The sequence below is a fragment of the Micromonospora sp. NPDC049081 genome (assembly GCF_040648835.1).
Classification (GTDB): domain Bacteria; phylum Actinomycetota; class Actinomycetes; order Mycobacteriales; family Micromonosporaceae; genus Micromonospora; species Micromonospora antibiotica.
The window spans coordinates 124,626-141,548 of the sequence record NZ_JBEZEK010000001.1 but is presented as its reverse complement, the minus strand read 5'-3'; the positions used below and the strand labels follow the sequence as shown (position 1 = coordinate 141,548).

Genomic DNA, 16,923 nt, shown 5'->3' with positions numbered 1-16,923 from the left:
GGGCGCGCGGCGATGCGCTCGCCACCTGTCGAACGGACCGTAACCTTACTATGGGAATTTCGCCGCAGCCAACGGTCGAAGCGCTCGCCAGAACCCCTAGATCTCCCCTAGGGAAATTGTGTCCTGGATCACCTGAGTCGACGGTAATGGATGCGCTGAGCTATCCGGCCGGCACCCCGAATCAATACAGAAATGCCTGATCAGCGCAGTTCCACCCGGCCCTGTCGGGCATGTTCGCGGTCGTATGCCTCCTGCGCGTCGAGCATCGCGCCGAGGTGGTCGTGCGCCCACTGGACGGCCAGCTCGATGGCGGGCAGCAGGGTCCGACCCAGCTCGGTGAGGCCATAGTGGACGCTGCGCGGCGGGCCGGGCTGCTCCATCCGGGCGACGAAGCCGTCCCGTTCCAGGCCGCGGAGCGCCGCCGTCAGCACCTTCGCCGTGACCGGGCCGATCTGCGCCCGGATGTCGGAGTACCGCATCGGTCCCTCGGCCAACAGGGAGATCACCATCGCCGTCCACTTGTCGCCGATGTGGATCGGCGCGATGCCGGACGGGCAGACCGGATCGAAGCGCGAGGTGGAGTCCGTCACCGATCCAGCCTAACGAGGTTTCCCGGAAGAAACCTCGGTGCTCGTTACCGTGGCACGCCGGCGCCGTTCGCAGCCGTACAGCCCGTACGCGTGGGCGGCAACCGGAACATCGGCATCGCGAGAGAGGGACGACCAGTGACCAAGATCGTAGTGTTCGGCGCAGGCGGCAAGGCGGGCAGGGCGATCGTGGCCGAGGCCGCCAGCCGTGGGCACGAGGTCGTCGCGGTCGTCCGGGACACCACCCGGTACGCCGACCTCTCCGGTTCCGGCGTCGAGGTGGTCGCCGGCGACGTCACCGACCAGTCGCAGGTCGCCGCCCTGGTCAAGGGCGCGGGCGCGGTGGTGAACGCGGTCGCCCCCGGTGCCGGGGACAACATGGCGACGTTCTTCACCGCCGCCGCCGGCGCGCTCGTCAACGCCGTCGCCGAGACCGGCGGGGGCCGCCTGGTCGCCATCGGCCTGTCGGCCTACCTCGACGCCGCGCCCGGCGTCCGGGTCATGGACACCCCCGGCTTCCCGGCGCAGTTCCAGGACTTCGCCAAGGCCCACGCCGCGGCGCTCGACGTGCTGCGGGAGGCGCCGGCGACGGTCGAGTGGTCGGTGGTGGTGCCGGCGATGGAGTTCGACCCGGAGGGCGAGCGGACCGGGGCGTACCGCGCGGGCGACACCGGCATGCTCGCCGACGCCGACGGTGCCAGCCGTATCTCCTACCGCGACTTCGCCATCGCCGTCCTCGACGAGGCCGAGCAGGGCGCACACCCGCGCACGCACTTCGCCGTCGCCTACTGAGCTCCGGCGCGGAGCACACCGCGTCCTGACCGTCGGCCCGGAACGCCGCGTCCGGGCCGGCACGAGTGGTAGCCGGCGCGGGGCGTCGCCCGTCCGGCCGCCTGGACGCGGGTCGGAACCCGCCCGGTCGGCTGCCCGGAATGGGCGCGGCAGCCGACCGGGCGGGTGGCCCGGAGGTCCCGTGACCGGGGTCGACCGTCCACGACGGACCCGACCCCTGTGCCGGCACAGGACTGAAGCCCGGGCCGGCTGCGGCCTCCGCCATCGGCCCCCGGTGCGAGGGGCAGCCGGTGGCGGCGGCCGCAGCACGACAGGGCAGCGGGTCGACCGGCGTGCCCGGCTACCGGGCCTGCGGCTGGGAAACCGCCGGCCGCGGCCAACGGCACCGCCGACATCCACCGCCTCGGCCGCCGCCGCGCCTGGTTCCTGGCCCCGGCTCTGGCGTTCGGCACGGCACAGCGGTCCGCCCATGGCTGGAAGGTAGGTTCGCTGGCCGCTGGCCGCTGGCCGCTGGCCGCTGGCCGCTGGCCGCTGGCCGCTGGCCGCTGGCCGCTGGCCGCTGGCCCGCCGTAGGTATCCCGCGCGTGGGGTACGTGACCCCCGGCCTCCCCGGATCGACCGTCCGCCGTGCCCCGACCCGGTCGCTCGTCGCCCGGAGTCGGCCCGTTCTGCTCGCCGGGGCGTGGCCCCACGCGGGGCAGCCCCCGTCCTGCTGCGCGGAGGGCCCGGCGCGCGTTGGATAGTCGTGCCGGTCGCGTGCCCTGTTTCCGCGCCGGTCGTCCGCTGCGTCCACGACCGGCGGCGTGCTTTTCCCTCTCTGATTGTTCGCGTTCTCCCGGGGCGTCGACGCCGGCGCGGTGAATTGTTTCCGCCGGGGAACGGTCTTGTTTCCACCGCCGCCCCCATTGTCGGTGGCCGCTGATCTACTTTCGAGCATTTTCCCCGCGTGGTAATTGCGCGCCGCAGGGTCCTGGTGTCGTACGCCACTGGCCAGTCGATGACGAAACAATACGAGTCCGGTTCTGATCAGCATGCGTATCGGTGCTCCGGTGCCCGTGGTCGATGTGGCGGCGGCCGCCCCGCCGGTGTGGCCGGGCGGCCGCCGGCCCCGTCGCCGCCCAGCGTCGCGCCGGCCGGAAATCGCACTACGGAGGCCCTTTCGGAGCGGCATCGCCGCCCGACGCGGCCGGGTTCGTCAGGTGGCGACCGGCCAGGTGCCGCCCGTCGTCGCGCGCTGCGACGGCGGCGCTGGGTCGGCCGGGTCCAGCGCGGGTGAGGTGACCGAAAAGGGAGCAGAATGCGTTGCCGATAAACATCGATTAAACGGAGAGTTGCCGATTCTAGGGGAAATCTAGGGGTTGAAGGGCATCGATCACTGATCGACTCTGGACGGGTCGTTGGCGGAGCGGATCGAAGCACCTCTCTCGATCACCTGCAATTCCCACGCGCTTCGCGTCACTGGGCCCACCGCGTCGAACCCGGGGGAAATACGTGGCTGTCCTGCACGGATACGAGTCGGCTGATTCCACGGCGGACATCGCGATCACCGGCATCGCGTGCCGTTTTCCCGAAGCGCCGGACCCTGCCCGATTCTGGGAATTGCTCGTGGCGGGCCGCAGCACCGTGCGGGACGTCCGGGACCGCTGGCCCGCCGCCACCGGGGCCGCCCGCTGGGGTGCCTTCCTGACCGAGGTCGACACCTTCGACGCGCCCTTCTTCGACATCGGTGCCCGCGAGGCCGCACTGCTCGACCCGAGGCAACGCCTCCTGCTCGAACTCGGCTGGGAGGCACTGGAAGACGGCCGGGTGCCCGCCGACACCGTGGCCGGCACCCCGTTGGGCGTGTTCGTCGGCACCACCTGGGACGACTACGCCCAGGTGGCACACCGCCACCGCACCGCGCTGCGCTCCGGCCACGCGATGACCGGCCTGCACCGCAGCATGATCGCCAACCGGCTGTCGTACTTCCTGCGCGCCAACGGGCCGAGCGTCACCGTCGACACCGGCCAGTCGTCCTCGCTGGTGGCCGTCCACCTGGCCTGCGCCAGCCTGCGCAGCGGCGAGTCGACGACCGCGCTCGCCGCCGGGGTGAGCCTGGCCCTGCTGCTGGAGAGCAGCCACATCTCCGACGACTGGGGCGGGTTGTCACCCGACGGTCGCTGCCACACCTTCGACGCCCGCGCCAACGGCTACGTCCGGGGCGAGGGCGGGGGAGCGGTCCTGCTCAAACCGCTCGACCGGGCGCTCGCCGACGGCGACCGGATCTACTGCGTGATCCGGGGCAGCGCGGTCTCCGCCGGTGCGGGCGGCACCCCCACCACCCCCGACCCGGCCGCCCAGGAGGCGACGCTGCGGGCCGCCCACCGCCGCGCGGGCACCACCGCCGCCGACGTCCAGTACGTCGAACTGCACGGCACGGGCACGAGGGTCGGCGACCCGATCGAAGCCGCCGCGCTGGGCCGGGCGCTCGGCGACCCGGCCGCGCCGCTGGCGGTCGGCTCGGTCAAGACCAACATCGGTCACCTGGAGGGTGCCGCCGGCATCGCCGGACTGATCAAGACCGCGCTGGCCGTACGGCACCGCCGACTCCCCCCGAGCCTGCACTTCACCACCCCGAACCCCGACATCGACCTGCCCCGGCTCGGCCTGACGGTGGTCACCGACCCGACGCCCTGGCCGCGCCCGGACCGGCCCCTGGTGGCGGGGGTCAGCTCGTTCGGCATGGGCGGGACGAACTGCCACGTGGTCCTCGGCGAGGCCCCCACCGACGCGCCGCCGGCCGCCCCGGTGACGCCGGACGTGCCGGTCGTTGCCTGGCCGGTGTCCGCGAAGTCCCACCAGGCCCGGGACGCCGCCGTGACGCGCCTGCGGGAGGGCGACGCCGACCCGGCGGCGGTGGCCTGGTCCCTGGCCACCACCCGGGCGGAGCTGACCCACCGGGCCGTCGTGGTCGGCGACCGGGTGCTCACCGGCCAGGCGGGCGACACCGCCCTGGGATTCGTGTTCGCCGGTCAGGGTGCCCAACGGGTCGGCATGGGACTGCGCCTGCACGCGGCCCACCCGGTCTTCGCCGCCGCGTTCGACGAGGTGTGCGCGCTGGCCCGGGTGGACCTCCGCACGGCGATCAGCACCGGCGACGGGCTCGACGCCACCGGCACCACCCAACCCGCCCTGTTCGCCGTCGAGGTGGCGCTGTTCCGGCTGCTGGAGTCGTGGGGCGTCCACCCCGACGTGCTCGTCGGCCACTCGATCGGCGAGATCGCCGCCGCGCACGTCGCCGGCGTGCTCGACCTGCCGGACGCGGTGCGGCTGGTGTCCGCACGCGGCGAACTGATGCAGGCGCTGCCCGCCGGTGGGGCCATGGCGAACGTCCGCGCCGCCGACTCCGTCGTACGCCCGTTCCTGCGCGACGGCGTGGTCGTCGCGGCCGTCAACGGCCCCGACGCGACGGTGCTCGCCGGACCCGCCGGGCCGCTGCGGGCGGTCACCGGGGAGATCGCGGCGGCGACCCGTGCCCGGGTACGGCACCTGCGGGTCAGCCACGCCTTCCACTCCCCCCTGATGGACCCGATGTGCGACCGGTTCCGTCGGGTTTTGTCGACGGTGACGTTCCGGCCGGCCACCCTGCCCGTCGTCTCCACCGTGACCGGTGCGCCCGCCGACCTGACCGACCCCGAACACTGGGTACGCCAGGTACGCGAACCGGTGCTCTTCCACGCCGCCGTCACCGGGGCCGGCACCGCGTACGACGTCGGCACCTGGCTGGAACTCGGACCGGACGGCTCACTGTCCACCCTGATCGACGGCGGCATCCCCACCCTGCGCGTCGACCACGACGAGGCCACCAGCATCGTCACCGCCGCCGCGACGGTGTGGACCCGTGGTCACCGGGTGGACTGGCGCAGCCTGCTCGGCGGGGCGGGCCGCGTCGTCGACCTGCCCACCTACCCGTTCCAACGCACCCGGCACTGGGTCGGTGCCCGGCCGGAACCCACCCGGACCGGCCGGCCGGCCGCCGACCGCGACCTCACCGCCGAGATCGACGTCCTCGTCCGCCGGGTGCTCGGCGGACGCGCACCCGCCGTCATCGCGCCCACCACCACGTTCCACGACCTGGGCTTCACCTCGCTGCTGGCGGTCGAGCTACGCGACGAACTCGCCGCCGCCACCGGTCTGGTCCTCCCCAGCGGGCTGCTGTTCGACCATCCCACCCCCGCCGCGCTCGCCGAACGGCTCACCGTGCTGCTGGCCGACAGCGACCCGGCCCCCGACGACGAAGCCGACGACGACACCGCGACCGTCGTGGACGAACCCGTCGCCATCGTCGGGATGGCCTGCCGCTTCCCGGGCGGGGTGGCGTCACCGGAAGACCTGTGGACACTGCTCGTCGGCGGCACCGACGTCATCGGAGAGTTCCCCGACGACCGGGGCTGGGACCTGACGGCGCTGCGCGACTCCGGCCGGCTCGGCACCGGCTCGGGCGGGTTCCTCGCCGACGCCGCCGGCTTCGACGCCGCGTTCTTCGGCATCTCACCCCGTGAGGCGCTGGGCATGGATCCACAGCAACGGCTGCTGCTGGAGGTCTCCTGGGAGGCGCTGGAACGCGCTGGAATCGCCCCCACCTCCCTGCGGAACAGCCGGGTCGGCGTCTTCGCCGGCGCGACCGGGGGCGACTACGGCCCCCGGATGCACGAGGCCCACCCCGACGCCGAGGGCTACCTGCTCACCGGCATCAGCCCCAGCGTCGCCTCCGGCCGCATCGCATACGCCCTCGGGCTCACCGGGCCGGCACTGACGGTCGACACGGCCTGCTCGTCGTCGCTGGTCGCCGTACACCTGGCGGCATCGGCGCTGCGCAACGGCGAGTGTTCGCTGGCGTTGGCCGGGGGCGTCACCGTGATGTCCACCCCGGGCATGTTCGTCGAGTTCAGCCGGCAGGGTGGGCTGTCGCCGGACGGCCGGTGCAAGGCGTTCTCGGCCGACGCGGACGGCACGGGATGGGCCGAGGGCGCCGGGATGCTGGTGCTGGAGCGCCTGTCGGACGCCCGCCGCCATGGTCACCGGGTGTTGGCGGTGGTGCGGGGTAGTGCGGTGAATTCGGATGGTGCGTCGAATGGTTTGACGGCGCCGAGTGGTCCGTCGCAGGAGCGGGTGATTCGTCGGGCGTTGGCGGTGGCGGGTGTGTCGGTGTCTGACGTGCAGGTGGTGGAGGGTCATGGGACGGGTACTCGGTTGGGTGATCCGATCGAGGCGGAGGCGTTGTTGGCGACGTATGGGCGGGGTCGGTCGGTGCCGTTGTGGTTGGGGTCGGTGAAGTCGAACCTTGGTCATACGCAGCATGCGGCGGGTGTTGCTGGGGTGTTGAAGGTGGTGTTGGGGATGCGGCATGCGGTGGTGCCGGGGTCGTTGCATGTGGGTGAGCCGTCGGGGTTGGTGGATTGGTCGTCGGGTGGGGTGGAGGTGGTGCGGGAGTCCCGGGAGTGGGTGGTGGCTGAGGGGGGTCGTCGGCGGGCGGGGGTGTCGTCGTTCGGGATCAGCGGCACCAACGCGCACGTGATCGTGGAGGAAGCACCGGACGAGCCGGAGATGCCGGCCGGCGGCGGTTCGCCCGTGTCGTCGGGACACACACCGGAGGTGGGTACGCCGGTCGGCGGCGTGAGGTCGTCCGCCGAGGTGATGGCCACGCCGGTGGGGGTGACGCCGTGGCCGGTGTCGGCGCGGTCGGTCGCCGGGGTGCGGGAGCTGGTGGAGCGGTTGCGGTCGACGGTGGTGGGGGTGTCGGCGGTGGATGTGGGGTGGTCGTTGGCGTCGACGCGGTCGGTGTTCGACGAGCGGGCGGTGTTGCTCGACGGTGTGGTGATCGCGGACGGGGCGTCGTTGGCTCCGGGGGTTCGGGCGTTGGCGTCCGGTGTGGTTGCTGCTTCCGCGGTGGACCCGGTCGCGGGGTCGTCGGGTGGTGCGGCGTTGTCAGGGGCGGTGTCGTCGGGCGGGGTGTCCTCCGGTGGTGTTCCTGCGGGGTTGGGTGTGGTGTTCGGGGGTCAGGGTGGTCAGCGGGTGGGGATGGGTGCGGGTTTGTGTGAGGCGTTTCCGGTGTTCGCGTCGGTGTTCGACGAGGTGTGCGCGCTGTTGGGTGGGGATGTGCGCGACGCGATCTCCTCCGGGGTGGGTCTTGATGGCACGGGGGTGGCGCAGCGGGCGTTGTTCGCGGTGGAGGTGGCGCTGTTCCGTCTGGTGGAGTCGTGGGGTGTGCGTCCGGCGGTTCTGGTGGGTCATTCGATCGGGGAGATCGCGGCGGCGCATGTGGCGGGGGTGTTGTCTCTTGCGGATGCGGTGACGTTGGTGTCGGCGCGTGCTCGTCTGATGGCGGCCCTACCGGCGGGCGGGGCGATGGTGTCCCTGCGGGCCTCCGTGCAGGAGGTGCAACCGTTCCTGTCTGACGACGTGGTGATCGCGGCGGTGAATGGTCCGTCGGCGGTGGTGATCGCCGGCCCGGAACAGCAGACCTTGCAAGCGGCGGATGCCGTGGCGACCGCGTTGGGCGTGCGGCAGCGGCGGCTGTCGGTCAGTCACGCGTTCCACTCGCCGTTGATGGAACCGATGCTCGACGAGTTCCGCACGGTGGTGGAGGGTTTGTCGTTTCATCCGGCGCGGATTGCGGTGGTGTCGTCGGTGACCGGGCAGGTGGGGGATCTTTCGGATCCGGGGTATTGGGTGCGGCAGGTGCGTGAGCCGGTGCGGTTCCACGACGCGATCGAAGCGGCCGGTCCCCGCTCGTGGTGGGAACTCAGCGCGGATGGTGGTTTGTCGTCCCTGTTGACCGACGGTGTCCCGATGCTGCGGCCGGGCGTGGATGAGGCCAGGTCGGCGGTGAGCGGGTTGGCGCAGGTGTGGGTGCGGGGGCACGAGGTCGACTGGCGGGGGTACTACGGCGGCGGCAAGGTCGTCGACCTGCCGACGTACCCGTTCCAACGGCAGCGGTACTGGCTCGACAACCAGCCGGCGGTCGGGACCACCGGCACCCGGCACGGTCTGCTGTCCACCTCGGTCGACCTCGCCGACGACGCGGGAGTGCTGCTGACCGGCCGCGTCTCCACCCGCAGCCACCGCTGGCTCGCCGACCACGTCGTCGACGGGCGGACGCTGCTGCCGGGCACCGCGTTCCTCGAGGCCGCGCTGCGCGCCGGCGTCGAATGCGGCTGCCCCCGCGTCCAGGACCTCACGCTGCTCACCCCCCTCCCGGTCGGCCCCACCGCCGTCACCCTCCAGGTGACCGTCGGGCCGCCGACGGACGACGGCCACCGCACCGTCACCGTGTACGCCCGCGCGGCCGACTCGACCGACTGGACCCGGCACGCCGTCGGCACCCTGGCACCCGACCGGCCGGCGTCGGCCGTCCCCCGGCTGCCGGCCGACGCACAGGAACTGGACCTGACCGGGGTCTACGAGTCCGTCGCCGCACACGGCTACCACTACGGCCCGGCGTTCCAGGGACTCCGCCGCCTATGGCGCACCCCCGACGGTCTGTTCGCCGAGGTGGCCCTCGACGCGGGCGAGCCGGTGGAGCCGTACCTGCTGCATCCCGCCCTGCTCGACGGCGCGCTGCACCCGGCGCTGCCCAGCGTGGCCGACGACGCCCGCCCGGCCGCGCTGCCGTTCGCCTGGTCCGGTGTCCAGGTGCACGCCACCGGCGTCCGCCGGCTCCGGGTGGCGTACACCTGGACGGGGCCGCAGACGCTGTCGATGACGGCCGTGGCCGACGACGGCACGCTGGTCGCCGAGGTCGCCTCCCTGGTCTGGCGGCCGGTGGGCGCGGTACGGCGCGGTGAGGTGCTGACCCGGGGCTGGGTGCCGGCAGCCGCCCCCACCGGCACGTCCCACCCGGTCACCGCCGTGGCGCTGGCCGCCCGGGGCACGGACCAGGCCGCCGCCGCACACGCCGTCGCCGAGGACGTCCTCGACGAGATCCACGCCGCGCTCGCCACCGACGACGGACCCACCGTGGTCTTCACCGTCGCCGACGACGCACCGGCCCTGGCCGTCGCCGCCGGGCTCGTCCGCTGCGCCCGCACCGAACACCCGGGCCGGTTCGTCCTCCTGCACCACGACACCGACGTCGACGCGGCGGACCTGGCGCGGGTGGCCGCCCTCGACGAACCGGAGGTACGCCTCGCCGGTGGCGCGCTGACCGTCCCCCGGCTGCGCCGCGACGACCACACCCCGAGCGCCCCGGTCGACCTCGGCGACGGCACCGTCCTGATCACCGGCGCCAGTGGCGCGCTCGGCACCGGACTCGCCCGCCACCTGGTACGCGACCTGGGCGTACGGGGGCTGCTGCTGCTCAGCCGCCGGGGCGCGGACGCCCCCGGCGCCGACGAACTCGCCGACGAACTGCGGGCGTACGGCGCGGTGGTGACCGTGGCCGCCGGCGACGCGGCCGACCCGGAGCAGTTGGCCGCCGCGTTCTCCCTGATTCCCGCCGACCTGCCGCTCACCGCCGTGGTACACGCGGCCGGTGTGCTCGACGACGGTCTCGTCGCCACCCTCACCCCGCAGGCGTTGCACGCCGTGCTGCGGCCCAAGGTGGACGCGGCGTGGCACCTGCACCGGCTCACCGCCGACCTCGACCTGGTCGCGTTCGTGCTGTACTCGTCGATCTCCCAGCAGATCGGCGCGGCGGGCCAGGCCAGCTACGCCGCCGGCAACGCCTTCCTCGACGCGCTCGCCGCCCACCGGCACGCCGCCGGCCTGCCCGCCACCTCGCTGGCCTGGGGGCTGTGGGCCGCCGAGGGTGGCATGGCCGAAACGCTCGGCACGGCCGACCTGGCCCGGATGGCCCGCAACGGGGTGGCCCCGCTGCGGCACGACGACGGCCTGGCCCTGTTCGACCGGGCCCTCGGGTTGCCCGGCCCGCTACTGGTCCCGATGCTGCTGGACACCGCCGCGCTGGCCACGGTGAACGACCCGGCCGCCCTGCCCGCCGTGTGGCGCGGCCTGGTCCGCCCCCGGGCCGCCCACCCCCGGCCGGTCGCCGACGGCCCGTCGCACCGGGACCTGGTGGAGGTGGTCCGCGCCGAGGTGGCAGCCGTCCTCGGCCACACCGACCGGACGAAGGTCGGGGTGCGGGCCGCGCTCACCGACCTCGGTGTCGACTCGCTCACCTCCGTCGAGCTGCGCAACCGGCTCGTCTCGGTCACCGGGTTGGCGTTGTCGGCGACGGTGGTGTTCGACCACCCCACGGTCGCCGCGCTCGCCGACCACCTGCGGGAGCTGACCGGCGAGACCGACCCGGACGGCCCGGCGACCGGCACCGTCACCGACGCCCACGACCCGATCGCCGTCATCGGCATGGCCTGCCGCTACCCCGGCGGGGTCGACTCCCCGCAGGACCTGTGGCGGCTGGTGGCCGAGGGGCGGGACGCGATCTCCGAGTTCCCGGTCAACCGCGACTGGCCGGAGGACCTCTACGACCCCGACCCGGGCCGCCCCGGGCACAGCTACGTCCGGGAGGGTGGCTTCCTGCACCGGGCGGACGAGTTCGACCCGGCGTTCTTCGGCATCTCGCCCCGCGAGGCGCTGGCGATGGACCCCCAGCAGCGGCTGCTGCTGGAGACGGCGTGGGAGGCGGTGGAACGCGCCCGCATCGACCCGTACTCGCTGCGCGGCAGCACCACCGGTGTGTTCGCCGGGCAGATGTACCACGACTACGCGCCGCCGGTCGACGCGATGCCCGGCGATCTGGAGGGCATCCTGCTCACCGGCAACACCGGCAGCGTGCTCAGCGGCCGGCTGGCGTACGTGCTCGGGCTCACCGGTCCCGCCGTCACCGTCGACACGGCGTGCTCGTCGTCGCTGGTCGCCACCCACCTGGCCGTCCGGGCGCTGCGCGCCGGTGAGTGCTCGCTGGCCCTCGCCGGTGGGGTCACCGTCATGTCGACGCCCGGCACGTTCGTCGAGTTCAGCAGGCAGCGGGGCCTGTCGCCGGACGGGCGGTGCAAGTCCTTCTCGGCGGACGCCGACGGCACCGGCTGGGGCGAGGGCGTGGGCGTGCTGCTGCTGGAACGGCTCTCCGACGCCCGCCGGTACGGGCACCCGGTGCTGGCCGTGCTGCGCGGGACCGCCGTCAACTCCGACGGCGCGTCCAACGGGCTGACCGCCCCCAACGGCGGCTCCCAGCGGGCGGTGATCCGGGCGGCGCTCGCCGACGCCGGACTGACCCCCGGCGACGTCGACGCGGTGGAGGCGCACGGCACCGGCACCCGCCTCGGCGACCCGATCGAGGCGGAGGCCGTCCTGGCCACCTACGGCCACGACCGGGTCGAACCGCTCTACCTCGGGTCGCTGAAATCCAACGTCGGGCACACCCAGGCCGCCGCCGGCGTCGGCGGCATCATCAAGATGATCGAGGCGATGCGCCACGGCACACTGCCGGCGACCCTGCACGTCTCCTCGCCGTCGCCGTTCGTGGACTGGTCCGCGGGCGCGGTACGGCTGCTCACCGAACCCCGGGACTGGCCCGACACCGGCCGGGTACGCCGCGCCGCCGTCTCCTCGTTCGGGATCAGCGGCACCAACGCGCACGTCGTCATCGAGGCCGCCCCACCGGTGCCGACGCCCACCGCGCCCGACCCCGGCACCGCACCGGCCATCGTGCCGCTGGTGCTCTCCGCCGTCACCCCCGCCGGGCTGCGGGCCCGCGCCGACCAGCTCGCCGACCTCCTCGACGGCGACGCCCCGAGCGCCGACCTGGGCTGGTCACTCGCGGCCACCCGCGCCGACCTGCCCGAACGTGCGGTCGTGCTGGCCGACCACGCCACCGCCCTGCGCGCCCTCGCCGGCCACGACCCGCAGCCCGGACCGGGCGGTGACACCGAATCCGCCCTGGTGGTCGGCACCGCCGCCGACCACGGCGGCGTCGTGTTCGTCTTCCCCGGGCAGGGCGGCCAGTGGACGGGGATGGCCGCACCGCTGATGGCACAGTCACCGGTCTTCGCCGCGTCGATGCGGGCCTGCGCCACCGCCCTGGCCCCGTACCTCGACGTCGACGTCACCGACCCGGACCTGGCCCTCGACCGGGTCGACGTGGTGCAACCCGCGCTGTGGGCGGTGATGGTGTCGCTGGCCGCGCTGTGGCGTTCGCTGGGGGTGGAACCCGACGCCGTCGTCGGACACTCGCAGGGCGAGATCGCCGCCGCCGTCGTCGCCGGGGCGCTCACCCTCGACGACGGGGCAAAGGTGGTGGCGCTGCGCAGCCGGGCCCTGCGGGACATCGCCGGCGGCGGGGGGATGCTCTCCGTCGCCCTGCCGGCCGAGGACGTCGCCGACCGGCTCGCCGGCCACGGTGGACGGCTGTCCATCGCCGCGCTCAACGGGCCACGCTCCACAGTGGTCTCCGGCGACGCCGACGCGCTCGCCGACCTGCACGCCCGCTTCGCCGCCGAGGACGTCCGCTCCCGCATGGTCAACGTGGACTACGCCTCCCACTCCGCGCACATCGAACCCCTCGCCGCGTCGCTCACCGCGCTCCTCGCCGACGTGACACCACAGCCGCCCCGGGTGCCGCTGTACTCCACCGTCACCGGCCGTCCGCTGACCGAACCGATGGACGCCGACTACTGGTACCGCAACCTGCGGCACACCGTGCTGTTCCACGACGCCGTCACCGAACTGACCGGCCACGGGCACGGCGTCTTCGTCGAGATCAGCCCGCACCCCGTGCTCGCCGTCGGGCTCACCGAGACGGCACCGGACGCCCGCGTCGCCGGCTCGCTGCGCCGCGACCGGGGCGGCCTCGACCAGTTCCTCACCGCCGCCGCCACCGCCTACACCTGGGGGGTACCGGTGGACCTCACCGCGCTGTTCCCCGGGGCCCGGAGCGTGGACCTGCCCACCTACCCGTTCCAACGCGCCAGGTACTGGCTGACCCGGCAACCCCGCGGCGAGGTCTCCGGAGCCGGCCTCGACCCGGCCGCGCACCCGCTGCTCGGCGCGGTGACCGCCCTGCCCGACGGCACGGTCCTGCTCACCGGCAGCGTGTCCCACCGCACCCAGCCCTGGCTGGCCGACCACGTCTTCTCCGGCACGGTCCTGGTGCCCGGCACCGCCCTGGTGGAGCTGGCGCTACGCGCCGGTGACGAGGTCGGCTGCGGCGAGGTGCGCGAACTGACCCTGGTGGCCCCGCTCGCGGTACCCGACCGGACGCCGGTGCGGGTGCAGGTCCGGGTCGGCACGCCGGAGGCCGACGGCGTCCGGCAGGTCACCGTGCACGGCCGGGCCGCCGAGGACGACCCGTGGACCCTGCACGCCACCGGCAGCGTCGCGCCCGCCACCCCGGACACCCCACCGTTCCCGCTGGTGTGGCCGCCGGCCGGCACGCAACCGGTCGACCTGGACGGCGTGTACGACCGGCTCGCCGCGCACGGCTACGACTACGGCCCGACCTTCCGTGGCCTGCGCGCCGCGTGGACCGGACCCGACGGTGACGTCTACGCCGAGGTGGCGCTCCCCACCGCCGACGACGACCGGTTCCTCGTCCACCCGGCGCTGCTCGACGCGGCGCTGCACCCGATGCTGCCGGGGGTGGTCGGCGACCGGCCGGCGGGTCTGCCGTTCAGCCTGTCGGGCGTGCGGGTGACCGCCACCGGGGCGACCGCGCTGCGCGTACACCTGTCGACGGGGGACCCGGCGGACGGCACCGCGCGGGTCGTCGCCGCCGACCCCGGCGGCACCGTCGTCGCCGTCCTCGACACGGTCGTGCTGCGGCCGGCCGTCGCCCCCGCACCGTCCCGCGACGCCCTGTACCGGGTGGAGTGGACACCCCTCGACCTGCCCGCCGCCGCACCCGTCCCGGCCGGCACCGAGGTGCTCGTGGTCCGCCCGGCCACCACCGGGGACGTCCCCGCCGACATCCGGGCCACCCTGAGCCGGGTCCGCGACGACGTCCGGACCTGGCTCGCCGCCGACCACCCGGACGACGCGCGCCTGGTCGTGGTCACCACCGGCGCCGGCCCCACCGGCACCGACCTGCCCGCCGCCGCCGTCTGGGGTCTGCTGCGCACCGCCCAGACCGAGAACCCCGACCAGGTCGTCCTGCTCGACGTCGACGCCACCGCGGTGCTCGACGACCTGCTCGGCCCGGTACTGGCCAGCGGGGAACCGCAGGTGGCGGTCCGGGCCGCGACGGCGTCCGTGCCCCGGCTCGCCGCCGCCCGGCCCGACCTGGTGCCACTGCCCACCGACGAGGCGCACCGGATGGTCGTCACCCGCCCCGGCACCCTGGACAGCCTGGCCTTCGAACCCTGCCCGCAGGTGTGGCAGCCACTCGGCCCCACCGAGGTCCGGCTCGCCGTGCGGGCCGGTGGCCTGAACTTCCGCGACGTGCTCATCGCCCTCGGGCTGGTCCCGCAGCAGCACGCGCTGATGGGTGCCGAGGGCGCGGGCGAGGTCCTCGCCGTCGGGTCCGCCGTCACCGACCTCACCCCCGGCGACCGGGTGTTCGGCTACTTCGACGGCGCGTTCGCCCCGGTCGCCGTCGCCGACCGGCGGCTGCTGGCCCGGATGCCCGACGACTGGCCGTACGCCCGCGCGGCCACCGTGCCGGTGGTGTTCCTGACCGCCTACTACGGCCTGGTGGACCTCGGCCGCGTCCGCCCCGGTGACCGGGTGCTCGTCCACGCCGCCGCCGGTGGGGTCGGCATCGCCGCCGTGCAGCTCGCCCGCCACCTCGGGGCCGAGGTGTTCGGCACCGCCAGCCCCGGCAAGTGGGACACGCTGCGCGCGCTCGGCCTCGACGACGACCACATCGCCAACTCGCGCACCCTCGACTTCGCGACGGCGTTCCGCGCCACCACCGGCGGACGAGGGATGGACGTGGTGCTCAACTCGCTTGCCGACGACTTCGTCGACGCCTCACTCGGCCTGCTCGCCGACGGGGGACGCTTCCTGGAGATGGGCAAGACCGACATCCGGGACCGCGCCGAGGTGCACGCCGCGTACCCCACCGTCGACTACCGACCGTACGACCTCACGGCCCTGGCGGTCACCGCACCCGACGCCGAAGGGGCCGAACCGGAGCGGCTGCGGACGATCCTCGCCGAGGTGCTGGACCTCTTCGCCGCCGGGGTGCTCGCCCCACTGCCCGTCACCACCTGGGACGTGCGCCGCGCCCGGGAGGCGTTCCGGGCCCTGCAACAGGCCCGCACCATCGGCAAGGTCGTACTCACCGTGCCGAGGCCGCTGGACCCGGCGGGCACCGTCCTGGTGACCGGGGCCACCGGCACCCTCGGCGGGCTCACCGCCCGGCACCTGGCCGCCACCCACGGCGTACGCGAACTGCTGCTGGTCAGCCGGCGCGGACCGGACGCCCCCGGCGCGGCCGACCTGGTCGCCGACCTGGCCGACCTCGGCGCGCGGGCCCGGGTGGTCGCCTGCGACGTCGCCGACCGCGACGCCCTCGCCGCGCTGCTCGCCGACATCCCCGCCGCGCACCCGCTGACCGCCGTGTTCCACACCGCCGGGGTCCTCGACGACGGGCTGTTCACCGCCCTGACCACCGCCCAGTTCGACACCGTCCTGGCGGCCAAGGTGGACGCCGCCTGGCACCTGCACGAGCTGACCGCACACCGGGACCTGTCCGCGTTCGTGCTGTTCTCCTCGTTCGCCGGGCTGCTGGGCACCCCGGGACAGGCCAACTACGCCGCCGCCAACGGTTTCCTCGACGGCCTCGCCGCGCTGCGCCGCGCCGCCGGGCTGCCCGCCGTCTCCCTGGCCTGGGGACTGTGGGCGCAGGCCAGCGGCATGACCGGGCACCTGTCGGAGACGGACCTGGCCCGGATGGCCCGCGAAGGGCTGCGCCCCCTGGAGGCCGGGGAGGGGATGAGCCTGCTCGACGACAGTCTGGCCGCCGGCCTGCCCGTGGTCGCGCCCACCAAACTCGGCCTACCCGCGCTGCGCGCCCAGGGTGACGCGCTGCCCGCCCTGCTCCGCGGCCTGGTCACCCGGACCTCCCGCCGGCAGACCGCCACCACCCAGGCGACGGCCGGCACCCTCGCCGACCGGCTCGCCCCGCTCACCGAGGCGGACCGGACGACCGCCCTGACCGACCTGGTCCGCGCCCAGGTGACCGCGGTACTCGGCCACGGCGGCGACGGCGTCGTCGACCCCGACCGGGCCTTCCGTGACCTCGGCTTCGACTCGCTCACCGCCCTCGAACTGCGCAACCGGCTCGGCACCGCCACCGGGCTGCGCCTGGCCGCCGGGGTGGTCTTCGACCATCCCACCCTGACCGAACTGGTCACCCACCTGCGCGGCCAGTTGCCCCTGGACGCCCCGCCCCGACCGGACGGCAGCCCCACCGGCGTCCTGGCCGAGCTGGACCGGCTGGAGCAGGCGATGCGTCAACTCACCGACCGACCCACCGGTGCCGTCGCCGACCGACTGCGGGACCTGCTGGCGATGTGTGGTCCGACCCCGGCGGCCGTTCCCGACGTGGATCTGGACACCGCGACCGACGACGAACTGTTCGCGCTCGTCGACGAACAGAACTGAC

The 16,923-nt window shown here is 74.3% G+C and carries 3 protein-coding genes; 2 read left to right on the top strand and 1 reads right to left on the bottom strand.

The features are described 5' to 3' along the window. Positions 1-200: 200 nt before the first annotated feature. Positions 201-590: a helix-turn-helix domain-containing protein gene (locus tag AB0B63_RS00325; protein WP_307799254.1), complete on the bottom strand. Its 390-nt coding sequence runs from the start codon at positions 588-590 to the stop codon at positions 201-203. Between the two features lie 135 nt (positions 591-725). On the opposite strand from AB0B63_RS00325, the gene AB0B63_RS00320 reads away from it, so the two are divergent. Both AB0B63_RS00320 and AB0B63_RS00315 read left to right on the top strand, forming a co-directional pair. Then, positions 726-1,379 carry an NAD(P)H-binding protein gene (locus tag AB0B63_RS00320; RefSeq protein WP_219463261.1) on the top strand — a complete coding sequence of 218 codons (654 nt, stop codon included), beginning with the start codon at positions 726-728 and terminating at the stop codon, positions 1,377-1,379. Between the two features lie 1,491 nt (positions 1,380-2,870). After that, positions 2,871-16,922 carry an SDR family NAD(P)-dependent oxidoreductase gene (locus AB0B63_RS00315; protein WP_357013217.1) on the top strand — a complete coding sequence of 4,684 codons (14,052 nt, stop codon included), beginning with the start codon at positions 2,871-2,873 and terminating at the stop codon, positions 16,920-16,922. The last annotated feature ends 1 nt before the right edge of the window (position 16,923 follow it).